The 23491-nt window shown below is 62.1% G+C and carries 20 protein-coding genes and 1 tRNA gene; 9 read left to right on the top strand and 12 right to left on the bottom strand.

Translation table 11 applies throughout. The features are described from left to right. Positions 1-410: 410 nt before the first annotated feature. The 8 genes from AC04P6_RS00450 to AC04P6_RS00415 all read right to left on the bottom strand — a co-directional run bounded on the left by AC04P6_RS00450 (position 411) and on the right by AC04P6_RS00415 (position 9567). The gene (locus tag AC04P6_RS00450; RefSeq protein ID WP_475564620.1) at positions 411-1331 is read right to left on the bottom strand and encodes a PLP-dependent cysteine synthase family protein; all 921 of its coding nucleotides are present in this window, start codon (positions 1329-1331) and stop codon (positions 411-413) included. A 2-nt stretch (positions 1332-1333) separates the two neighbouring features. Beyond that, positions 1334-2500, bottom strand: coding sequence for a trans-sulfuration enzyme family protein (locus AC04P6_RS00445; protein WP_475564619.1), 1167 nt, complete (start codon positions 2498-2500; stop codon positions 1334-1336). A gap of 9 nt (positions 2501-2509) precedes the next feature. Next, positions 2510-3430, bottom strand: coding sequence for a class I SAM-dependent methyltransferase (locus AC04P6_RS00440; RefSeq protein WP_475564618.1), 921 nt, complete (start codon positions 3428-3430; stop codon positions 2510-2512). Between the two features lie 184 nt (positions 3431-3614). Continuing rightward, complete coding sequence (locus tag AC04P6_RS00435; RefSeq protein WP_475564617.1) at positions 3615-4655, bottom strand: DMT family transporter; 1041 nt, start codon at positions 4653-4655, stop codon at positions 3615-3617. Between the two features lie 54 nt (positions 4656-4709). Further along, positions 4710-5612: a dimethyl sulfoxide reductase anchor subunit family protein gene (locus AC04P6_RS00430; RefSeq protein ID WP_475564616.1), complete on the bottom strand. Its 903-nt coding sequence runs from the start codon at positions 5610-5612 to the stop codon at positions 4710-4712. A gap of 50 nt (positions 5613-5662) precedes the next feature. Then, the gene (locus AC04P6_RS00425) at positions 5663-6514 is read right to left on the bottom strand and encodes a dimethyl sulfoxide reductase anchor subunit family protein (RefSeq protein ID WP_475564615.1); all 852 of its coding nucleotides are present in this window, start codon (positions 6512-6514) and stop codon (positions 5663-5665) included. Further along, entirely contained in the window at positions 6515-7153 is a 639-nt protein-coding gene (locus tag AC04P6_RS00420) for a DMSO/selenate family reductase complex B subunit (RefSeq protein WP_475564614.1), read from the bottom strand. It abuts the gene before it with no gap. Positions 7154-7155: 2 nt separating this feature from the next. Next, positions 7156-9567 carry a DMSO/selenate family reductase complex A subunit gene (locus AC04P6_RS00415; RefSeq protein ID WP_475564613.1) on the bottom strand — a complete coding sequence of 804 codons (2412 nt, stop codon included), beginning with the start codon at positions 9565-9567 and terminating at the stop codon, positions 7156-7158. Positions 9568-9766: 199 nt separating this feature from the next. Between AC04P6_RS00415 and AC04P6_RS00410 the strand changes: the two genes are divergently transcribed. From AC04P6_RS00410 to AC04P6_RS00400, 3 genes are all read left to right on the top strand, one after another. Continuing rightward, the gene (locus AC04P6_RS00410; RefSeq protein WP_475564612.1) at positions 9767-11326 is read left to right on the top strand and encodes a helix-turn-helix transcriptional regulator; all 1560 of its coding nucleotides are present in this window, start codon (positions 9767-9769) and stop codon (positions 11324-11326) included. A gap of 130 nt (positions 11327-11456) precedes the next feature. Further along, on the top strand, positions 11457-11930 hold the full coding sequence (locus AC04P6_RS00405; RefSeq protein WP_475564611.1) for an HD domain-containing protein: 474 nt from the start codon (positions 11457-11459) through the stop codon (positions 11928-11930). Further along, positions 11921-12700, top strand: a complete 780-nt coding sequence (locus AC04P6_RS00400) for a putative ABC transporter permease (protein ID WP_475564610.1) — start codon at positions 11921-11923, stop codon at positions 12698-12700. Before AC04P6_RS00405 ends, AC04P6_RS00400 begins: the two co-directional genes overlap by 10 nt. 33 nt (positions 12701-12733) lie before the next feature. On the opposite strand, the gene idi is transcribed toward AC04P6_RS00400, so the two are convergent. Together idi and AC04P6_RS00390 are read right to left on the bottom strand one after the other, a co-directional pair. Next, entirely contained in the window at positions 12734-13297 is a 564-nt protein-coding gene (gene idi / locus AC04P6_RS00395) for an isopentenyl-diphosphate Delta-isomerase (protein ID WP_475564609.1), read from the bottom strand. 114 nt (positions 13298-13411) lie between these two features. Continuing rightward, on the bottom strand, positions 13412-13981 hold the full coding sequence (locus tag AC04P6_RS00390; protein WP_475564608.1) for a TetR/AcrR family transcriptional regulator: 570 nt from the start codon (positions 13979-13981) through the stop codon (positions 13412-13414). A gap of 205 nt (positions 13982-14186) precedes the next feature. Here AC04P6_RS00390 and AC04P6_RS00385 point away from each other — a divergent pair, with 205 nt between their 5' ends. From AC04P6_RS00385 to AC04P6_RS00360, 6 genes are all read left to right on the top strand, one after another. Next, positions 14187-16649 (top strand): molybdopterin-dependent oxidoreductase, encoded by a 2463-nt coding sequence (locus AC04P6_RS00385; RefSeq protein ID WP_475564607.1) that lies wholly within the window; start codon positions 14187-14189, stop codon positions 16647-16649. A gap of 3 nt (positions 16650-16652) precedes the next feature. Then, on the top strand, positions 16653-17270 hold the full coding sequence (locus tag AC04P6_RS00380; protein ID WP_475564606.1) for a 4Fe-4S dicluster domain-containing protein: 618 nt from the start codon (positions 16653-16655) through the stop codon (positions 17268-17270). A 12-nt stretch (positions 17271-17282) separates the two neighbouring features. After that, a complete protein-coding gene (gene nrfD / locus AC04P6_RS00375; protein ID WP_475564605.1) occupies positions 17283-18470 on the top strand; it encodes an NrfD/PsrC family molybdoenzyme membrane anchor subunit in 1188 nt (395 codons plus the stop codon). Positions 18471-18526: 56 nt separating this feature from the next. Further along, positions 18527-19147 carry a TorD/DmsD family molecular chaperone gene (locus tag AC04P6_RS00370; RefSeq protein ID WP_475564604.1) on the top strand — a complete coding sequence of 207 codons (621 nt, stop codon included), beginning with the start codon at positions 18527-18529 and terminating at the stop codon, positions 19145-19147. Positions 19148-19222: 75 nt separating this feature from the next. Further along, positions 19223-20458 (top strand): ATP-grasp domain-containing protein, encoded by a 1236-nt coding sequence (locus AC04P6_RS00365; RefSeq protein ID WP_475564603.1) that lies wholly within the window; start codon positions 19223-19225, stop codon positions 20456-20458. A 113-nt stretch (positions 20459-20571) separates the two neighbouring features. Beyond that, positions 20572-20647: transfer RNA gene (locus tag AC04P6_RS00360), tRNA-Gly, on the top strand. Positions 20648-20683: 36 nt separating this feature from the next. Here AC04P6_RS00360 and AC04P6_RS00355 read toward each other — a convergent pair. Then, positions 20684-21919, bottom strand: a complete 1236-nt coding sequence (locus tag AC04P6_RS00355; RefSeq protein WP_475564602.1) for an MFS transporter — start codon at positions 21917-21919, stop codon at positions 20684-20686. Between the two features lie 124 nt (positions 21920-22043). Then, a complete protein-coding gene (gene pdxR, locus AC04P6_RS00350) occupies positions 22044-23465 on the bottom strand; it encodes a MocR-like pyridoxine biosynthesis transcription factor PdxR (protein ID WP_475564601.1) in 1422 nt (473 codons plus the stop codon). Between the last annotated feature and the right edge of the window lie 26 nt (positions 23466-23491).

The following is a 23491-nucleotide window of genomic DNA, read 5'->3' as shown; positions in this document are numbered from 1 at the left end:
CGCGGAACGCCCCGAAAACGCTGGCAAGCTCATCGTCGCCATCCTTCCCGATACCGGTGAGCGCTACCTCTCCACTGCTCTCTTCTCCTACTAAGGCGTCTCTTTTACATCGTCTCCTTCTCGTCACGGGGCCGGCCACCGCAAGGTGGCCGGCCCTGCGCGTTGCTGCAGGCGATTCGCGCTATCGCCACCGCCAAAAACGATGCGGTATGTGCGTCGTTGCATTTCCCGCATACGCACGCCTCTTTTTGCCGCAGCCTCTTTCGCAAACGTCAAAAGACGCGATACGGGCAGCAAAAACGCTGGCCTGAAGCGTATGCTCCAGGCCAGCTTCATAGCTTATGCCGCAGATAGGCGGACGCTTACCCTTACACCAAGCCCACAGGCAAGACGGCTAGCGCACCACGCCCCTACTCGAACGGGGCATACAAGTCGCTCGTGAAATAGCGGTCGCCGCGGTCGGGGAAGATGGTCACGATAGTGCCCTCCACTCCCCTACGCGCGAACTCGAGCGACGCCGCTAGGGCCGCGCCCGACGAAGAGCCCGCGAAAATGCCCTCACGTGCCGCCAGCAGGCGCGTAGCCTTGAACGCAGCATCGTCGGACACCTTGATCACCTCGTCGACGAGGCTCATGTCCATCGTATCGGCGATGAAGTCGTTGCCGATGCCCTCGATTTCGTAGTCGCCATGCTCGCCGCCGCCCATGGTGGAGCCGATGGGGTCGGCCAGAATGCCACGAATGTTGGGGTTCTGCTCGCGCAGATAGCGCATCACGCCCGAGTACGTGCCGCCGCTGCCCGCGCCAGCCACGACGTAGTCAATCTTGCCTTCCATGTCGCGCCAGATTTCCGGGCCCGTGGTCTCGTAGTGGGCCTGCGGGTTGCTCATGTTGCGGAACTGCTCGAACGAAACGGCGCCGGGGATGCTATCGCGCAGTTCGCGCGCCTTGCGCTCGGCGCCCAGCATGCCCTCTTCTCGGGGCGTGGAAACGATTTCGGCGCCCAGTGCGCGGGCAAGCACCTGCTTTTCCAGCGAGAACTTGGTGGGAATAACCAGGATGACCTTGTAGCCCTTGTTCAGGGCCGCGTACGCGATGCCCAGGCCGGTGTTGCCCGCCGTGGCCTCCACGATTGCGGCACCAGGCGTGATGCGCCCCGTGCGCTCCGCGTCTTCCAGCATGGCCACGCCAATGCGGTCCTTCGTGGACCCGCTGGGATTGCACAGCTCGAGCTTCGCATACAGCTGAACGGACGAGGGAACGCCCACGTTGTTCAGACGCACGATTGGCGTATTCCCCAGCAGCTCGCGCGTCGATTCGAACCTGGCCATTCCTATGCCTCCACTCCCGTTGCGGCCGCGATGGCGCGACGCAAATCGTCAATCAAATCATTCACATCTTCGATGCCTACCGACAGGCGAATGAGCTCGTCGGTGATGCCCACCTTCGCACGAATGTCGGCGGGGATGGCGGCATGCGTCATCGTGGCAGGGTGGCACACGAGCGACTCCACGCCACCCAGGCTCTCGGCCAGAACAACCAGGTCGAGCGTGAGGAAGAAGGCGTCGGTGTCGGCGCCTTCGGCAAGCTCGAACGACATCATGGCACCGCCGTTGCGCGCCTGGCGCGCGTTCACCTCGTAGCCCTCGGCCGTCTTCAGGCCAGGGTAGTACACGTTGCGCACGCCGGGGTGCGCTTCCAGGTATTCGGCGATGGCCAGGGCGTTCTGCACGTGGCGATCCATGCGCACGCCCAGCGTCTTGATGCCGCGCTGCAGCAGGAACGAATCGAAGGGCCCAAGCACGCCACCCGTGGAGTTCTGCAGGAAGGCGATGCGGTCGGAAAGGTCGGCGCGGGCGCTTACCACCAGGCCGGCAACCACGTCGCTATGGCCGCCCAGGTACTTCGTTGCGGAATGCACCACGATGTCGAAGCCGTACTCCAGCGGGCGCTGCAGGTACGGGGTCATGAACGTGTTGTCGGCAACGGCCAGCAAGTTGTGGCGCTTGGCGACTTCTGCCACCGCTGCCAGGTCGGTAACGGTGAGCAGCGGGTTCGCGGGCGTTTCCACCAAAATGGCCGTGGTCGCGTCGTCGATAGCGTCCTCGACGGCCTGCGGGTTGGACGTATCGACCATCGCGTAGGTAAGGCCGAAGCGGTTGAAGACCTTGTCGATCACGCGGAACGTGCCGCCATAGACATTGCTGGAAATGATGACGCGGTCGCCCGCCGCCAGCAGCGACAGAACCGCGGTGAGCGCAGCCATGCCAGATGCGAACGCAAAGCCACGCTCGCCACCTTCCAGCTCGGCGATGAGCGACTCGAGCGCCGCGCGCGTGGGGTTGCCCGTACGCGAGTACTCGTAGCCGTAGAACTGCCCGGGCAGATGCTGGGCGTACGTAGATGTCTGATAGATGGGAACGTTTACGGAATGCGCCGGGTCATCCGGCATCGTTCCCCCATGAATCAGGGCAGAATCGAAATGCGTGTAGGTGCTCATACTTCTCCTTTATGCCATCTGACCAGCGAGCACGCCGGCTTTTACCGTGGAAATGAAATGGATGCCCTCGTAGGCCTCGAGCTCCGAGGCGCGGCCATCGAAATAGGTTTGCTGAATCACCGCCGGCGACATGTAGACGCCGATGTCCATCTGCGCGCGGCGCAGGCTCGTGGCAACGTCGGCCAGCTGATAGCCTCCTGCCATGGGCTCGCCCAGCTTCTCGGTGAACTGCGCCAGGCGCTCGATGCGCTCGGAATAGCCACTCGTGAGCCCCGTCTGATCGGGGAAGTCGAAGCAGAGCACGCTTCCGGGGCTTTGCAGGCGCGCGATGGCCTTGCACGTTTGCTCGAACACGGGAAGCGTGAGGTAGTACGTCACGCCCATGAGCGCGAAGAACGACGGGATGGATGGGTCGAAGCCGTTTGCCAGCAGTCGCTCTTCCAAGCTGTCGGTGTTGAAATCGATGGGCACGAACGTCGCGCCCTCCGCCGGGCCCCAACCCAGCTTCTCAATGCGATCAATCTTGTAATTCTGCGTGTCGGGATGGTCGAGCTCGAACACGCGGACGCGGCCGTCAGCGTTGCGCAGGGAAAACGTGTCGAGGCCAGCACCGCAGATGACGTACTGCGATTCCCCATGGGTGGCAATGAATTCCTCCAGGCGCTCTTCCGCGAACGCAACGCGTGCGAGCAGGATGGGCGAAAGATAGTAGCGCGCAGCCGGACAGGTATCGTAGGAGCTACACGGCTCCACGGGACACCCCTGTGAAAACTCGCATTGCACCAAATCCTGCATCTGCCGGTACTCCTCATCGCCGATGAGGTCGCGGGCCAGAAAGTCGTCGAAAATCCGCTGGCGGTCGTGCCCGCAATGGTAGGCACGCACGAACGAGCAGAGCTTCGCCGTCACGCTGGCAGTACCATCCACCATGTGCTTCTCCTTCTCGCAAATTTTAATTCCTAGTACTTTACTAGGTTTTAGTGATACTAGCACACGAGGGGCGTTCGTCAACGTCTGCAACTAGCAATTTCACGGCGAATTGCGCACGCAGAAAAAGAAAAGGCGGCCTGCGCCGCCCACCCCAAGAAGGGAACCGCATAGTCGCACAAGATGCCTACGAATGATGAACGCCCGCCTCGTCGAGCAGCACCTCGCGCGTGTGATGATGCCTGTGAATGCGAGCGACACCATAATGCACATGCCCGTGCACGTGCGTGATCACGTGGGTATGCAGCGTCCCGTCGTGCATGTGCACCACCGTATGCGTATGCACATGGGCATGCTCGCGGGCAAGCGTATCGGCCACCACGAGCACCGTCCCCACTGCCATCACCAGCAACGACACGAGGAACCCGGGCGTTAGTGCTTCGCCCAACAGCAGAAACGACAACAACGCCCCCACGAAGGGAGCCGCAGCGTAATACGCGCTCGTCTTGGCGGCACCCAGATCGCGCTGAGCGCGGATATACAGGAAGATGCTCAGGCCATACGCCACGAACCCCAGGGCCATGGCCAACAGCGCATAGGGAAGACTGGGCAACTGCTCGCCCAGAAGCAGCGCAACCACGAACGCACCACCGCCGGAAAACGCGCCTTTCAGCACGACGATTTGATACGTGCTGCGATCAGCTATCCTTCGTGTGCAATTGTTCTCGAGACCCCAGCATGCAGTGGCAAGAAGCACGAAGAGCGAGCCAGCGGAAAACTCGAGCGATCCTTCCCCGCCCCACGAAAGAATGGCACTCGCCACCACGATGCACGCGATGGCCACCCACAGGCGAGCCGACACCGCTTCACGGAACACGGCGAACGCGATAAGCGTGGTAGCCACGATTTCGAAGTTGCCCAGAAGCGAGGCATTCGAAGCCGTGCCCAGTACGATGCCCACCATGAGGAAGATGGGCGCGAGGATATCGAGCGCGACCATGGCTACGGCATAGGGAGCGTCGGTGCGCGCAAGGCGTTCGGAAGACGCTTCGCCCTTCCAATGGCCCACGTACATAAGGCCCACGCCAACGCCCGCACCCAGATACAAAAACGATGCCATGAACGTGGCGGGCACGTGGTTCATGAGAAGCTTGGCGCAGGGAACGTTGATCGCGTAGAAAACGGCAGCAAGCAGGGCGAACCCTATAGCCACCTGAGTCTTTCGCATGCACGCCCCTTTCGCTAGTCGCAAGCAGTATACACCCGCGAAAACAAGGGGCCGCTACAAGCCCAGACCTGACGTGAGATGCAGCATGTAGAACACGAAGCGCATGATGGCGATGCCCGCGAAGAGCAGAGCGCAGGAACCCGCGAGCAGCGGAATAACGCCCGCTTGGGAGCCCTTCCCAATGCGAAGGATTGCCAGTGCGGCAAGGCCCAGGCCGCACGCGCACAGCGCGGCAAACACGGCGATAGCGGGAACGTAGAACGGCACCAGGTCGGATGCCATGACGGTGAAGTTGCCCACGCCGGAAAGCGCCGCCCAGTACAGGGCATACACCAGCACGTTCACGGCAACCGCCACCACGGACACGGAGAACAGGCACCACACGCGCTTCCCCATCGCCTTCGTAATGCCACCAGCCCACTGCAGGGCCAGAAGCGCGAGCACGGGACCTCCCGCGAGCGCGTTCAGCCAGAGGGCCACGGGCACGAGCGGAGAATCCCACGCAGGAATGGATTCAACGGAATACGCGAGCGAAACGAACGAGATGAACGCGAGGCCAGTGACCACGATGAGGACGCGCCACGCAGCGCGCAGCTTCTGGCCCAAGCGATTGGAAAACGTCGCGTACCAGTACGGGCCCAGCAGCCCCAGAAACACCACGCCCGACGCGACTTCATTCGAAAGCGGACTGCGCCCAATGCCCGTGAGCGCATAGAGCGCGTTGCTGGGAGTGCCCAGATGGGACGCAGATGCGACAAGGCCCACCATCGAGACCACAAGCGGAATGTAGAGCTTGCGTTCGATGGCGAGCCTTCGTTTCGCGGAAAGCGAGGCGTCCATCGACCAGCACATCATGATGATGGCGGCGATGACGCCCGACGGGGAAAGGGCCGTGAACAGCACCAGCGATATCTCGCTCCAGGCGAATTGCGCGCTTAGCGCAACGAAATCGTTCACGGCCCCTCCTCTCTGCTACAAAACCCTAGGGGCGAAGGGTTCGAGTGACACTACAGCGCCACGGGGAACTGCATCGCGTAGAACGCGAGCCTCGCGGCGAACACCGCCACGAGCGCAAGCACGCACGCAACGGGGAGCGCCCATTTTGCACCATTCAGAAGACCGACGCAAGCAACCAACGCGGACACGACACCAAGGGCAACCGCGATGATGGCCATGGGCATGGCGCCAGCGGCAATGTCGGCACCCGAGAACACGGCGGTTTCGAAGCCGGACACCGTGGAGACGTGCAGCATGAGCGCCACGAACGCAACCGCGCAACCAGCCAGCACGAGGATGGCGGCAATGGTGCGCATCGCGCCATCGGCCAGGGCCGCGTCGGCATGGGCGGCGCGAGCCAGGAGCATCGCCAGAATGGAACCGGCCAGCAGCGACAGGCCCACCGTTTCGGCGATGGTGAAGCCCAGGCTCCACGAGATGATGGTCTCGACGTAGTAGGCCAGGCCCGTGAACACGGCGAACAGCAGGCCGCACACGCCCAGCACGACGGCGAAGGCCTTGCGGGCGGAACCCGAGAGCTTGCCGGCGGCGATCAGGACGCAGTACACGATGGCGAGCAGCGTGAACAGCGAGCCCACCGCGATTTCGTTCGACAGCGGCGAATGGCCGATGCCGGAAAGCGCGAACGGGGCGTTCAGGGGGTTCGCCAGGTGGGCGAACGCGAACGCGAAGCCAACGAGCACGATCACGACGGGCACGAGCACCATAATGTCGATGCCCTTCTTAGCCTCGCCCACGCCCGCGAAAATCGCGGTGCACGCCTGGAAGACGAAGGCGCCGGCACCGATGAGCACGAACGTGGTGAACAGGGCCAAAGGCAGTTCGGAGATTGCCATTTCCATTTAGAGCACCTCCAGGTAGTTCTGAACCATGCCGTCGGCGCTGCGCAGGCCGTTGTTGGCATCCGAAGGCTGCGCATGATTCGGCTCGACAATGTACAGGTTGGGATCGGTGAGGGTCTTGCGGGGCAGCGGGGCCACGTCGGCGCGCTCGCCCTTCGCGGAAACCTCGCCCACGGGGCCGAATTCCAGGGCGCGCAGGGGGCAGGCCTCGGCGCAGATGGGCTTCTTGCCCTCGGCGACGCGGTCCTTGCAGCCATCGCACTTCACGGAATGGCCCACGCTGCGGTCTACCTTCGGGGCGTTGTAGGGACACGCCATCTGGCAATATCCGCAACCGATGCAACGGTTGGAGTCGACCGAGACCAGGCCGGTTTCCTCGTCCTTGTGCATAGCACCCGTGGGGCACACCTTCGTGCACGCGGGATTGTCGCAATGCTGGCAGGACACCGACAGGTAGTAGGTGAACGTATTGTGGCTCACCGTGCCGTCGGGGTTGGACGTGCACTCGCCGCCGCCGTATTCGTATACCTTGCGGAAGGACACGTCGTCCGCCAGGTTCTTATAGTCCTTGCATGCCAGCTGGCAGGTCTTGCAACCCGTGCAGCGCTTGGCATTGAAATGAAAACCGTACTGGGTCATGGTTATTCACTCACTTTCTCGACCTGCGCCACGTTCGAATGCTGGGGGTTGGCCTTCGCCAGAGCCGTGGGACGGTAGCGGGTAAGCGTGTTGATGCAGTCACCCTTGTCGATGCGGTCGCCATCCATGTCGGCGTCGTGCCACATGCCCTGGGGCATCATGACCGTACCGGGGATAACGCGGCCAGTAACCTTCGCCATAATGCGAATCTCACCGCGGTCGTTGAACACGCGCACCGTGTCTCCCGTGGAAATGCCGCGGGGTTCGGCATCTTCGGGGCTGATCCACAGCTGGTGGAGGGCAGCGGTCTGAAGAACGCTGTTGTTGCTGTAGGAGGAGTGCACATGGGCCTTGTAGTGGAAGCCCGTGAGCAGCAGCGGATACTCTTCGGTGGTGTCGAGGTAGCTGTCGAACGCAGGGTCGAACTGCGGAAGAGCCGTGATGACTTCCTTGTCGCCCAGCTCCCAGGTCTCGGCGAAGCCGGCGAGCTTCTCGGAGTAGATCTGGATCTTGCCGGATTCGGTCTTCAGCGGGTTAGCCTCGGGGTCGGCGATGAACTTCTCGAGGGAGACCAGCGGCTTCGTGTCGCGCTTGTACACGCCCATCTCGAAGCCCTCGTCCCACGTGGGAAGCGAAGAATCCTTGGCGCGGGACTGCTCGTAAAGCGAACGCAGCCAGTCTTCGCGCGTCTTGCCCTCGGTGAAGGCCTCCTTCACGCCCAGGCGGTCAGCCAAGTCGGTGCAGACCTCGTAGATGCCGCGGCGCTCGCCGACGGGCTCGTAGAGGGGCTTGCAGAAGAACAGGACCTCGTTGTTGTCGGCATAGCCGCCCTTGGAGATGTCGAGCTGTTCCTGTACGGCCAGGTCGGGCAGGATGATGTCGGAGTACTTCGCGGAGTCGGTCATGAAGACTTCCGAGGTCACGATGAACTCGCACTTGCTCTCGTCCTGCAGCAGGTCGTGCGTGGCGTTGATGTCGGAATGCTGGTTGGTGAGGGCGTTGCCGCCATAGTTGAACAGGAACTTAATGGAAGCGGAGAGCTTTTCCACGCCCTGGACGCCAGCGTTCTTGGCCGTCATCTGCTCGCCGTGATCGATGGCATCGGGCCACGTGTAGAACGAGATGGTGTCGGGAACGGGGTTCGTGCCCGCGGGGAAGGAAGCGATGGCCGTGATGCTGTTGTTGCCCTCGCGACGGCCGTCGTTCATGCCCGGCTGGCCAATCTGGCCCAGCAGCTGGGGCAGGAGCATGATGCAGCGGGCAGCGTTCTCGCCGTTGGAATGGCGCTCAACGCCGTAGCCCTGAACGATGAACACCGGGTCGGCCTGGGCCATTTCCTCGGCCAGGTCGATGATGCGCTGCTCGGGGATGCGGGTGATGGCGGAAGCCCAGGCAGGGGTCTTGGGCGTCTTGTCGGGGCCATTGCCCAGGATGTAATCCTTGTAGGAAGCGTTCTTGCCCTTGGCGCTCTCGGGCAGCGTCTCCTCGTCGTAGCCCACGCAGTACTTATGCAGGAACTCCAGGTCCACCTGGTCGTTCTCGATCCACTGATAGGCAAGCGCAGCGCAGAGGGCACCGTCGGTGCCGGGGACGATGGGAATCCACTCGCCGCCTTCGCCGCACACCGTGTCGCTCATGCGGGGGTCGATGCAGATGACGCGCAGGTTCTTGTTCTCGCGCATGCGAGCGAAGTCCCACGTGTGGCCGCCGCCACCCATGCGCGTGTCGGCGGGGCTGTCGCCGAACATGACCACGAGCTCGCTGTCCTGCAGCGTCAGGAACGAGCTGCCGTAGCTGCCGCCACCGTAGGTGTACGTGCCAGCAGCGGAAATCTGCGCGGAGCTGTAGGTGCCGTACGTCTTCAGGAAGCCACCGGTGAGGCCCATGAGGCGCTTGACCGGGGTGCTGCCGATGATGCCCGAGGAAACGCCCGAAGAGTAGTGGACGTACATGGCGGAGTCGCCGTAGGTGGAACGGATGCGCTTCATCTCGCTCGCAATGGTGTCGAGCGCCTCATCCCAGGAAATGCGCTCGTACTTGCCCTCGCCGCGCTTCGTGCCCGCAACGCGCTTCATGGGGTAGTTCAGGCGGTCGGGCGACTGCAGCCAACGGCGAATGGAACGGCCGCGGAGGCAGGCGCGCACCTGAAGGGAATTCAGGTCGCTGGAACCCGTGTTGTCGGTTTCGATGTACTCGATAGAGCCATCCTTCACATGGCACTGCAGGGGACAGGTGCCACCGCAGTTAACGCCGCAGTGATGCCAGAGAATCTCTTCTGCGGGGTCGGCATGAGCGATAGAGGCTTCTCCGAAAAGAGGGCCGTCCGCACTAATTGCTCCGCCGGCAGCCGCAAGCGCGCCGAGCGCACCCGCGGTCTTCACGAACGACCGGCGATTCATAGTGACGTCGTTCATCAATTTCCTCCTCTTACTGTCTGCTTTCAGCTTGAGTTGTTCTCGTCTTCTCTGTTGCGCAACAGACGATTTCGCAGCCAACTATAGACATCCGCGCAGTTCAAAGTGTCACCAAAAATCAGTGACTTAAGCGTATTCGGTTGTATCTCATTGAATTTGGCATAACAATAGGCGCAAAAGAAGAAACAGAAGGAAACGAATGTCGAAACCCGCGCTGCGCACCACCATACAGAGCCTGAAGCCCACGTATATCAGCCTGGGCTACGCACTCTTCATCGCCGTTAACGCAACGGTCATTTGGGGCGGCGTCTTCCCCTTTCTGCCCATGAGCTTCCAGGCGCGCGAGATCACCGTTTCGTTCTTCCTCACGCAGTCGATTGCCTTCATGCTGTACTTCGTGCTGTGCATCCTCTGCGCGCGCTTCCCCGCGCTCGCGGGCCTCAAGCGCCTCCTCGAGCACAACTCGGTTCCCTATGCGCTGGGATGGATCGCGCTCATCGGCGCGACGTACCTGCCGGAGCGCGCGCTCGAGCTCACGCTCATCGGCGGCGTGCTCATCGGCTTCAACACCGCCGGTTTCTTCATGCAGTGGAACGTCATCTTCGCTGCAAGCAAGGAACGCAAGAGCTCGGTGGATTTGCTGAAGGGCATGGCATACGCGCCCGTGGTGTACTTCGCGCTGTACCTCATCCCCATCGCCATGACCGTGTACCTGGTGCCACTCGTGTTCATGCCGCTGTTCACGCTGGCCATGCGCCAGGCGCGCGCAGGGCATGCGGGCGAAGCCGAGGAGTTCGAGCATTTCGAAGACGAGAAGAAGCGCCTGAACAGCTATCGGGAAGTCATCCGCGACCATTGGAAGGCTGCCGTGTGCATCGGCTCGGTGGGTTTCGCGAGCGGCGTGATGCGCTCGATTGCCGTATCCACGCCCGCGAACGGCGAAATCGTGAACACGGCGTCGATGATTGGCGTCTTCATCTCGTCGCTGCTGCTGTACGCGCTGTGGTCGAGCCGCCCCATGCGCATCAACACCGTTTCGCTGTTCCGCATCATCTTCCCCGTGCTCATGGCGATTATCGCGGCCATGCCGCTGTTTGGCGAGGAGCACTTGCAGGTGTTCGCCGCCATCACCTACGCCATCTACGGCTGTGCGATCATCATCATGATGCTGCAATGCGAGAAGGCCGCGCGCGTGCGCGGCGTAACGGTGTCGTTCGTGTACGGCTTCGCGGGCGCCATCATCTACGCGATGCACGACTTCGGCTTCATCACCGGGCAATTCGCATCGGTGCTTTCGTTCGCTGGCGCCGACGTGCCCATCGCAAGCGCGTTCGTCATGGCATACGTCCTGGCGTTCGCCATGTACGTAGCGCATAACGCGCGGCCCGTGGGCGCTGCCGCGGGCGAGCAGCATGCCGACCACGTTGAGTTCGTGTCCACGTCGGCCACGCCCGAACCGCGCAAGCGCGCTTCGGCGGGCAACCGCGAGGGCAAGCAAGCAGAAGTGCAAGACCGCCTTTCGAAACAGGTGGCGTTAGCCGCCGAGCACTACGAGCTGTCGAAGCGCGAGGCCGAGATCCTGAACCTCTTCGCGCACGGGCATTCCGCCAAACGCGTGGCCGAGGAGCTGCTGGTGAGCGAGAATACCGTGAACACGCACGTGAAGCGCATGTACCGCAAGCTGGGCGTGCACAAGAGGCAGCAGCTCATCGACCTGGTTGAGACGTTCAACCCGAAGACGTTCAGCAGCAAGGAGTAAGACGGCAGGTGGTGCGATTGCACCCAGGCTCCCCTCGCCCGGCCAGCATCCCAGCGGCGCACCAGGCCGCCTCGCAGGCGCGACCCCTTCCCCGCAGGTGCTCCACAACACCGCGCTATACTGATGCGCCATGAAACTTTCCGCAGATGAAATACGCGAGCTCGACGGCATGCTCGAAGGGCTCTACGCCGACGAACGCGTGCAGAGCATGAACGACTTCGTGCAGCACGGGGCCGTTTCCACGTATGCGCATTGCCGCAACGTCACCGACGCGAGCTTCTGGATCAACCGCCACCTGGGCCTGCGCGCCGACGAGCGCACGCTGGCCACGGCAGCTATGCTGCACGATTTCTACCTGTACGACTGGCATGGCAGTGGCTGGCAACACTCGTATAGGCACCCGCTGTGCGCTAGCCGCAACGCGAAGGCACGGTTCGGCATAAGCGAGCACGCGGCCCGGGCAATCGAATCGCACATGTGGCCCATCGGCATCACGCGCGTGCCGCGCTCGCGCGAGGCTGCCATCATCTGCATCGCCGACAAGTACTGCGCGCTCATGGAAACGCTGCTCATGCGCAAGGAGGCGAAGAGCCTGTGTCGGTAAGCGCATGCGTCGTATGGTTCATGGTGTTTAGCCTGCTGGGCTGGGTATACGAAACCATCTACTGCACCATCAAGGAACAGAGCTGGCAGAATCGCGGCTTTCTGTACGGGCCCATCTGCCCCATCTACGGCGCCGGGGCCATGGCGGCCATCCTGATATGTTCGCTGCTAAGCCAGGCGGGCGTGCAGCTCGATTGGTGGCACGTCTTCCTCATCACGTGCATTGGCAGCATGCCGCTGGAATACGGCACGCACTGGGCGCTCGAGGCGATTTTCGGCGCGTACTGGTGGGATTACTCGAACATGCCGCTGAACCTGAACGGGCGCATCTGCCTGCCGGCATCGCTCCTGTTCGGCGCGGGTGGCCTGCTCGTGTATTTCGTGCTGTTCCCGTTCGCGCAGGACGTGAACGCCGTGGTGCCCGCCATGACAATGGAGATCATCGCGCTCGTGGCCGTGGCGCTGCTGGCAGTGGACGCGACGCTCACCATTTCCGCGCTCACGCAGTTCGCGCAAGCGGCGAAGCGCATCGAGACGACCGTCGACGAACGCATGTCACAGTGGGTGGAATCGGCCGTCGCAACGGGGCAAAGCCTGTCCGAGCAGCGCGAACGCCTTACGAGCCTCACGCGTCGCGAGATTGCCGAGCAGGTGGGCGTGCTCGCGCGCACGTCGGTCGCGCGCGTGAAGGGCTTCCGCGTACGGGGCGCAGAATCGGCAACGGCCCAGTTCGAGGCGCTGCGCGAGAAGGTGCGCAAGCGCGGGAAATAGCCGGGCGGCTTCAGGGGTGCGCAGCAGCCCAGCCTAGGCGCGCTCGAGATACGCGAGCGCTTTCGCAAGGACGGTATACGCCCAGGCAGTGAAATGCTCGGGGCATTCGGACAGCTCGACAGCGAGTTCTTCCGCATCGACCCAACGCACGTCCGACACTTCATCGGGGGACGGACGCAAATCGCCCTCGCATTCGGCTACGAACACATGGTCGAACTCGTACTCGCATAGGCCATTCTGGAACGGCGCGCGATATACGAACGCATCGATTTCAACAGGACTGACAGCTTCCACGCCCAGCTCCTCGCGCACGCGACGAGTCACGGCCTCTTCCAGGCTCTCGCCCACGCGCGGATGCGAGCAGCAGGAATTCGTCCACAGCCCGCCGGAATGGTACTTGCCGGGGGCGCGGCGCGAAAGCAGGATCTGCGGTTTGGCGCCCTGGGCGTAGCGCACGATAACGACGGAAAACGCCCGGTGGAGCAGCCCCTCGCGATGGGCGCGCTCCTTGGTGGCGCTGCCTCGAGGACGGTCGAGTGCGTCGACCAGGATAAGTTCCTCGTCGCGCGCTGGATCTTGCTGCAGCGATTCGACCATGCACTCCCCATTCGCTCTTCGGAAACGCGGGCGGAAGGCGCCCGCAGGACATGCACCATCTTGCACGTCACGCCACGCGCGGTCAAGGCAGGGCGCAGGTTAGGCGGACGGACGTTATCTCATAAGCCCATCAACGCCATGACAGGTGAGGGATGCGAGGAGCTCCGCCGCACGCTCCGCGGGAACGGCTCGGCCGCCGCGCACCCACTGACGGTAGAAATCGAGCCCCGTCGCCCGTATGAAATGCAGCACGAGCTCTTCTTCCTCGATTGGGAGCCAGTCGAACGGGTCGGCGCCAGCATCGCGATAGCGGTTCATCTGCTCGGCGTACACCTTGCCACCAAAGTCATAACTTCCCGCATGGCAGACAAGGCGCTCCGCGCGTTCGCCCTGCGAGACAAGGTAGAGGAAGAATCGACTCGCATGCCCATGGACATCCTTCGGCATGTCGACCGTGGTTTCATGATGCTCAAAGTACTCATCCATGAACTCGATGACCACCTCATCGAACAGAGCCTCGATCGTATCGTAATGCAGGTAGAAGGTCTTGCGATTCACCCCGGCGCGATCGGTGAGCTCTTTCACCTTGATGCGATCGGCGTTCTTCTCGGCAATGAGCTCCTCGAATGCCTGCCTAATCGCGCGTTTTGTCCTAACAACCCTGGGGTCCCGTTCCGCGGCCATAACGCCCCCTCTCATGACTTCACGCCATCTCATTTTGAAGCATACCCGCCGCGCGGCTCCATTACCACTTTTCCCAAAACGTGGCATAAGCCCCGCTTTCAAATTCTGGCAATATCGCCCCACCCCCACGCCACGATACCGTTTGCCGAGGGCAACCGGTATCGAACACGTTGCCCACCCCCCGGACGAGAAAGAGAGGGATTGAATGGAAGGACAACGCATGGGGCATGGCCGCATTACGCGTCGTGGTTTCCTGAAGGGAGCGCTGGCCAGCGGCGCCATCGCCGCTGGCGCAAGCGGAATGGCCACAGCCGAAACCTGGCTGAAGCCGGCAAGCGCCATGGCAGACGACTCGAACGAGCGCATCGCCTTCACGTACCACAACGAGCACTGCCTCTGTAACTGCATGCTCAAATGCACGGTGCGCGATGGGCGGCTCTGCATGATCGAGCCGCGCCCCAACAGCGACAATCGTTTCCACAACGTGTGCCTGAAGGGCATTTCCGAGATTCAGCACATCTACGGCGATGCAAGAATCCAGTCGCCCATGCGCCGCGTGGGCGAGCGCGGAAGCGGCGAGTTCGAGGTGATCACCTGGGATGAAGCGTTCGAGATCATCGCGCGCGAGTTCGAGAAGTGCCAGTCGGCATACGGCGAAGACGCCCTGTGGATTCAGCACTCCACCGAAGCAGAGCAGCGCCTTAAGCCACTGCTCGCATCGATTCTGCACGCGCAAGCTGGTGGAATGGAAGGATACGACATGGGCCAGGGCAACGGCCTGAACCAGGCCTTCGCCTTTTCGGGCATGTTCGCACTCAACACGATATGGGAGTGGCCTCAAGCAAAAACCATCCTTATAGTGAACTGCAATGTCCTGGAAACGGGCATGATGTGGTCACGTGGGTTCTTTCAGGCGCAGGAAGCGGGAACGAAGATGATCGTCTGCGACCCACGCTTCTCCACCACGGCATCCAAGGCCGACGAATGGGTGGCGCTGCGCCCCGGCACCGACCCCGCGTTGTTCCTGGGCATGACGCATCACATTCTGGAAAATGAGCTGTACGACACCGAACACGTCATGGCTCATACGCACTTCCCGTTCCTCATCGACGAGGAAACGGGCGAGCTGCTGGACGCCACCCCCGAAGCAACGGCCGCAGCCATGGCATCATACGAGAAGGCTGCAGCCGAGGCGAAAGCCGCAGGCGAAGAGCTGCCCGAAGACGTCGTAAAACCCGCAAAGGCCTTCATGGTCTGGGACAATGCGAAGCAGGCCGCCGTTCGCGCAACCGAAGCGCAAGACCCCGCGCTCGAGGGCACCTTCACGGTTAACGGTCGCACCGCATGCACGCTCTTCACGCGCCTGCGCGAAGCCATGAGCGAATACACCTTGGAATGGGCCGAGAAGATCACGAACGTTCCCGCCGAGCAAATTGCCGGCGTTGCCGAACAGTACGCCGAAGGCCCTTCCATCATTTGCAACGGCGTGGGCGGCATCGACAAGTACGGAACGAGCGACATCGCCGGTCACTGCTACGCGCTCATCGCCTCGCTCACGGGCAACTACGGCAAGCGCGGCACTGGCTGCGGCATCTACTGCTACCATGTCACGCCCTACGAAGCGGAACTGGGCAGATGGAAGCTCCCCGCCGACGCGAAGCCCAGCCCCAGTCCGCAGGGCTTCTTCGAGATGGCGCGCACCGACAAGGTTCATGCCGCCATGTTCTTCGGCGATATTCCCACCCAGAAAGCGGCAAACTGGAACCGCACGCTGGAATGGATCAAATCGCTCGACTTCATCTGCGTCGCCGACATCTATCACAGCTCGGTTTGCGATTACGTCGACCTGATCCTGCCCAGCTGCTCCAAGTTCGAAAGCGCAGACTCCGTAGGTGGCGTGAAATGCGCCAATGGCTACATTCTGCAGAATCAGAAGATCATCGAGCCGCTGTTCGAGGCCAAGCAGGACTTCTACATCGAAAAAGGCATCGCGGAGGCCATGGGCTACGGAAGTCTCTACCCCGCCACGGCCGTGGAATACGCGGAAGCCGTCCTGAAAAGCGACGACCCTCAAATCGAAGGCTTCACGCTCGACGCCCTATTCAAGGCAGACGGCGCGCTCAAGCTTCTGGGCAGCGAAGACCCGCTTGGCCCCGAAGTGGGCATGGAATACCACACTCCCTCGGGCAAGCAGGAGCCGTATTACGAGAACCTCGTTTCATGGGGCCAGGCCTTCCCCGCATGGGAAAGCCCGAAAGAAGCCTATGTCGACAACCCGCTACGCGAGAAATATCCACTCATGTTCTCGCAGGGCCGTACGCGCTTCCGCGTGCACAGCTGCTACTCGGGCGCGAAGTGGATTCAGCAGTTCTACGAACCGCATATCGAGCTGAACCCCGCAGACGCCGCTGCTCGCGAGTTGCAGAATGGCGATGACGTGGAAGTCTTCAACGACCGCGGCAGCTTCCGCACCAAGGTACTGCTAAACGAAGCCATCCAGCCCGACATGGCATATATGGCCGAATCGACGTACGCCCAATACATGAACGGGACGCTCATGCAGTCGGTATGCAATGACGAGCTCACCGAACGCGGCTACGACCTGCTGTTCGGCCCGATGATTCCCTACAACGACACGCTCGTCGAAATCAAGAAAGTAGGTGCGTAACCCATGACCAGGCTAGCCATAGCCATCAACCGCCGCCGCTGCATCGGCTGCTCCACCTGCGCGCTTTCGTGCAAAATGAGCAATAACGTTCCCGATGGCATGCTCTGGAACCGCGTGCTGAACGAGGGGACCGACACTTACGACGGCGCCGAAGGCACCTTCCCGCATCTTTCTCGCACCTACCTGCCGCTCGCATGCCAACACTGCGACAACCCAGCCTGCCAGCGCGTATGCCCCACGGGCGCCACGTACACCGACGAGGCGGGACGCGTGGAAATCGATTACGACAAGTGCATCGGCTGCCGCATGTGCATGGCCGCATGCCCGTTCAACGCACGCACGTTCAACTGGGCCGAGCCCTTGCGCGACACTGGCTTCAACTACGGCGAGAAGGCCGTCCCCGTGCGACCGCGCGGCGTAATGGAGAAATGCACGCTCTGCAAAGAGCGCGCAGATAGCGGCGACGTTCCCATGTGCGTTCAGAATTGCCCCGTCGACGCGCGCATCTACGGCAACCTTGACGACCCCGAGTCAGAGATTTCGCGAACCATCAGGGAAAACAACGCGTACGTTCTACTGGAGGACAAGGGCACGCGCCCCAAAGTCCACTACTTCGAATAGGAGGCGATACCAATGCACATTTCCACAAAGGCTAAGGGCGCGCTAATTGCACTTGGCACGCTGACCATAGCCGGCATTGCCGCCTGGATCTACCAGCTTGCTAATGGCCTCGCCGTCACGGGCATGTCGAACATCAACTCCTGGGGGGCATATATCGTCATGTTCATGCTGTTCGTGGGCCTTTCTGCAGGTGGCCTCATCGTGGCGAGCTCGGCTCACGTGTTCAACATCGAGGCATTCAAGAAGGTCGCGCTGCCAGCCGTGATCACCTCCATCGTTAGCATTTGCTGCGCCGGGCTGTTCATCCTCATCGACCTGGGCGGCATTCAGCGCGTATGGCGCATCCTAGCCGGCCCCAACCCTTCCTCGGTGCTCGTATGGGACATGACCGTCATCACGATTTACCTGGTCATCAACGTGCTCGACCTGGTGTTCATCACACGCGGGGAAGAGCGCAAAGTCACTGCGCTCTCGCGCGTGGCCCTGCCGGTTGCCATTCTGGTGCACTCCGTGACCGCGTGGATTTTCGGCCTGCAGATTGCGCGCGCCTGGCACTCGGCCATCATGGCACCAATCTTCGTGGCGTCCGCCATGGATTCGGGGCTCGCCTTGCTAATCATCGCGCTGGCCGCGCTCGACCGCACCAGCATTTTCAAGACGAGCGCCTCGCTTTTCAAGAGCCTTTCCGGCCTGCTCGCCGTATGCATCGCAGTCGACGCGTTCTTCATCGGCTGCGAGGTTCTCACCATGGCCTACCCCGCCGCGAGCGAAGCCATTGCGCTCGGCCATATGCTCACCGGCGCAACCGCCCCGTTCTTCTGGTTCGAGGTCATCGGCGGGCTGCTTGTGCCATTCTGCGTGCTCGCCTTCTCCAAGAACCGCGAGAAGCGCGGACTCGTTGTGGCGTCGTGCGTGCTTGTAGTTCTGGGCGTTTTCGCGAAGCGCTGCTGGCTGCTGCTGACGAGCTTCATTACACCCAACATCCAGGGAGCCAACGGCATTTCCCTGGGAACGTTCGCCGCGCAGAACGACCCTGCGAACATGTGGGCGCAGGTAGGAACGTACACACCCACGCCCATCGAAATCCTGGTGGTTGTCGGCGTGATCTCGCTGGGAGCGTTTGCGTTCATCGTGCTGTCGACGATACTGCTGAAGACGCAATCGCCTGCGACCAGCGACGAGGCAACCGCGAAGCACTAGTCATCCTCCTCGGCGGCCGCCTTTCGGGGCGGCCGCACCCCTTTCGAAAGGCAACCATGACCACAACCGAGCAAACCTGGTACGACCTTGCCGACGCGTTCGCCTTCCTAGGCAATTCCCTCCTTGCGCCCATGGGGCAGACGGGACGACTCGGCCTTAGCCTGGATTTCTGGAAGCTCTTCCCCACGTTTGACGATGCAGACGTGCGCGACGCAGTCGCCGCGTGCGCACGATACGCCCACATCGCGAGCGAGCAAGCGCCTGATGAGGCCATTCAGCGCGTCGACGTGGAATACGCCAAGCTATTCGTCGGGCCGCCGAGACCCGCTGCCGCGCCCTGGGAAACCGCGTGGCGTAGCGGAAGCTCCGTTGGCTTCGGAGAGTCGACAATCCAAATGAAGCACCTGCTTGCCCAAGCAAACCTGGAGGTCGAAGGAGCCAGCAACCAGTACGAAGACCACGTAGGGCTCGAATTGCTCTATGCGTCAGTTCTTTGCGAGCGCGTCGCTACCGGCGAGACAGCGCCTGCCGAGCTCGCCTCCTTTCTGGACGAGCATCCCCTTGCATGGATCGACGCCTTCTGCGAGCGCATTGGCCAGGTAGCGCCTACGGGATACTACCGCGCAATCATTAAACTTGCGGCCCAGCTCATGCGATGCGCACGCGCCATGTGCTAGCCTCGCAACCCTCGCGGGTAGACGGCTCCGAGGCTTCGCCGTACCATTTTGCCTACATGCTATGAAGGCAAGGCAATGGGAGGGGACATGTTCATTCTCGAGGGACCGTACGCATCGGGCGTCATGCTCGACTGGCTTGAGGAGTCGCAGCACCCCGTTCTGCGCACGGAATTCGCCGTAGAGCAGGCAGAATGCGGGCGCAAGCTCAACCTGGTCGACGCGGCGGAGGCCGCTTCGCGCATTGACGGCGGCGAGCGCCTGTACACGAGTTCCGAAAGCGCGCTTTCCTGGGTGCTCGACAACGTACACGATGAAAACCTGTTGCGCTGCATCCGCTTCTGCAAGGACAAGGTCGAGACGCGCCGTGCGCTTACCGCGGTGGACCCGGGCTTCTTCTTCCGCGCATGCAGCATGGAAGAGCTCCTGGCACTCGACCCCGCTCACCTGCAATTTCCCCTGGTTGTGAAGCCTGCTGCCGGATTCATCAGCTTTGGCGTGCACGTCGTGCGCGCGCAGGAAGAATGGGCACGCACGATCGCCCTGCTCGAACGCGAGATGGCAACGCGCAACGTGCACCCCGAAAGCGTAGTTACCGCCGACCGCTTCATCATCGAGGGATACCTTTCCGGGCAGGAATACGCCGTCGACCTGTACTTTGATGGCGCCGGCAAGCCCGTGATTCTGAACGTGCTCCAGCATGACTTCCGCGACGGCGCCGACACGTCCGACCACCTGTATTTCACGAGCCCCAGCATCATCCGCACAGGAGCGCCCGCGCTAACCGCATGGTTCCGCCGCGCGAACGAGACCTTCCAATTCCGCAATTACTGCCTGCACGCGGAGATTCGCGTGGCACACGAGCCAGGGCAAAGCCCCGTCGAGGCGATGGCCAACCCCGCGAACGTGCATGTCATCGAGCTGAATCCCCTGCGCTTCGCAGGACTGTGCGGCACCGACGTTGGCTACTACGCGTTTGGCATTCGCACGTACGCGTATTACCTTGCAGACGACGCGCCCGACTGGGAAGACGTGCTCGCCCACGCGCCCAGCGAGCCGACGGGCATGGGCGTGCTGGAAACGCCCGCAAGCTGGGAAACCGGCTGCAGCATCGACTACGATGCCATCGCGCGCGGCATCACGCTGGACGGCGAGCTCGACAATCTGCTGGAGCTGCGCCCCATGGACCCCGACGTTCACGGCGCCGCCTGCTTCCCGCTCTTCCGCATTCCCGTGGGCGAACAGGGAGAACGCGTGCGCGATTTCATGCTGGGCTATCGCGGAGACGATTTCCTGGTTACCCCGCGCGCGTAGAGGCGATTACGACGCCCGCAACGCGACTTTCAAGAGGAAATATGAAGGAGCGTCCTCATTTCCGAATTTCCCCTTGCAATCGCAGCGATACAGGCTAGAATACTAATTCCTGTGCGGACATGGCTCAGTTGGTAGAGCACCACCTTGCCAAGGTGGGGGTCGCGGGTTCGAACCCCGTTGTCCGCTCCATTGATTTCGCAAGCCGGCTCATCGAGCCGGCTTTTTTCATGCCTCGAGAACCTGCGCCGCTACACGCTCGTGCGTGGCGTACGGCACCAGCAGCATAACGCCCGCAAGATCGGCAAGCCCGAGCATCACGAGCACCCAGCCCGCATCCAGCCCAGCTTGCAGCAAGAACCCACCCGCAGCGGGCGATGCCACCGCGCCCAGGCGGCCAACGCCAAGCGACAGCCCCAGGGCAGTAGCACGCAACTCCTCCGGAAATGCGTTCGAGACCAGCGCATTCGTGAGGTTCTGGGCGCTGATGGCGCCAACGCCCGCGAAGAACACCAGCCCCATGAGCACGATGTCAACGCTGGGGCGCATCGCAATCCCGAACAGGCACAACGCCGCGAGCATTCCACTCGCCATAGCCACTACCCTCGCACTCACGCGCGTCGCAAGCCACGCCGTAAGCAGCGAGCCCATTACGCAGCCGAAGTTCAGCACCACCATCAGCTGGAGAGAGTTTTCGAGCGGCAGGCTAAACACGCGCATGAGCTGGGCAAGCCACGTGCTAATGCCGTAGTACGCCATCAGGAAGAGAAAGGTCATAGCGCAGAGCGACGCCAGGACCAGGGCGCGCTTCCGCGGCATGCCACGCAGCATGCGCATGGGCGATGCCCCCGATGGCTCAAGAGGCTTGCGCAAGCGCGCGAGTTGCCTTGACGCGATGGGCACAGCGATGGCGACAGGCAGAACGCCCGCCGTACCAGCAAGGAGCATAAGCGCACGCCACCCCAACCCCAATGCCGGGGACGCGCACACGAACGCCGCAGCCAGACCACCAAACGGGATGCCCGTCATAACCAGGCTGATGACCAGCGGCGCCATGTGCTTCGAGGCCCCGCTGCGCGCGAGCGACATGGCGATGGGCAGCACGCAGCCCAAACCCAGGCCAGCCAGGCACCGCAACGCGCCCAGCATGCATGCGCTCGCGGATAGCGACGACAGCGCAATCGCAATGCTAAACCACGTGACGCCAAGCGCAATTGAGCGCACGTAGCCCAACCGCCGCTGCGCCCAACCCGCCAACACGCCGCCCACGAACATCCCCAGGAACGTCATGCTCCCGATAAGGCCCGCTTCGGCACTCGCGATGCCCATTGAGCCATCGGCGATGAGCGCGGGAATGAGACTGCTGTAGATAATGATGTCGAAGCCCTCGCACAGCATCACGCATGCCATGCAAGCCACGAGCATCCAGTTCACCTGGCGCGATTCGGGGAAGTGTCGTTTCATGGGGCCACCTTGCCGCGAGCGCATCGATCCGACAACGCACATCATTTCGATGCATCGCGAATCTATTTCGTTTCACTTTGCATATATTGAGTTAGTATAGCCTAACTCTTATGCGTGAAAAGCACTACGAATCGAAACCCCAAGCACACGCTAGGGCCTCAACGCCTGGCGCGATATTGTCGAACTCGATGCCCGCATAGCCCACAAGCACGTAATCCCAACTAGGGTGCGGATAGCCAACCCAATAGCGCGACGTGGGATACACCCGAATGCCAGCCTTTGCCGCCGCATCTACCAACTCCGCCTCGCCACGGGAATCCGTCGTGCGCACGAGCGCGTACTGCCGCCCCACAACGATCTCGATTGCATTACCCATATGCTCGCGCAGCGCGCCCACAAGCGCATCGCGCTTCTTGGCAACTACCTGGCGCATGCGTCTCACGTGCGAATCCCACTGCCCCTCGCACATGAACGACGCCATCGACGCTTGCGTCTGCCAGGGAACACGCGGATGCATATGCGCGGAACGGCCGCGCCAGCGCAGCATCAGCTGAGGCGGAAGCAGCGCGTAACTCAGGCAAATCGACGGTGAGAACGAATTCGAGAACGTACCCGTCGTAATCACGCGACCTTGCGTATCAAATGCCGCCATCGATGGGGTGCGCCCCACCCCGGATTCGAGTTCCCAACCGTACTCGTCGGCCACGATGTACGCCGACGTCTCGCCCGCCCACGCCACCAGCGCCTCACGCACATCCTGCGGCATCACGATATTCGTGGGGAACTGGCACGACGGCGTTGTGAGCAAGATGTTCACGCCATCGACGGCGCGCAGGTACTCCTCGGGCGTTGGCGTGGGAAACACGGAAACGTCACGCGTGCGGAATCCCAGGCGGGCAACCGCAGTATAGGCCTCGTCGTAGCCGGGGTTCTCCAGGCCAACCGTCGTTTGGGAGGCGTCGAACAACGTAAGGATCTCGTTCATCAGATCGCGCGTGGTAGGCATGACAAGCACCTGCTCGGAGCTGCAGTCGAGCCCCATCTCGGCATTCACGTGCGCAGCGATTTCCGTACGCAGTCGGCGCAGCCCTTGCGAGTCGTCATAGAAGAACGAGCGCTCGGAGCCCTCGCCGAAAAAGACGTTTCGCGACGTGCGCGCCCAGGCCGCAAGCGGGAATATGCCAGGATCGATGGCGTCATACGCAAAGTCGTAGTGCATCGCGGGCGGATGCGCAGAAGACCCCGCGCGCAGGCGCTCGAGTGCCGCATAGTATTCGGGGGCATGCTTGATCTTGGAGTGTTCGGCGTCGTTCACGCGGCACACCACATGGCCACTTCCCGGACGTGCCTCCACGTACCCCTCGGCCACGAGCTCGCGGTACGCGATTTCGATTGTTGTCACGGAAACATCCAGGTCCTTCGCGCATGCGCGAATCGACGGCAAACGCGTGCCTTCGCAACACGCGCCGCTTTCGATGGCGGCCGCGATGTTCCGGAATATCTGCTGGTAAAACGGTTCGGCGCTGCTCTTGTCTACGAGAAGCATCGGCCCTCCATCCCTGTTTGCACGGG

This window comes from Denitrobacterium sp. (assembly GCF_056180635.1).
This window is presented reverse-complemented; position numbering and strand designations above follow the sequence as displayed.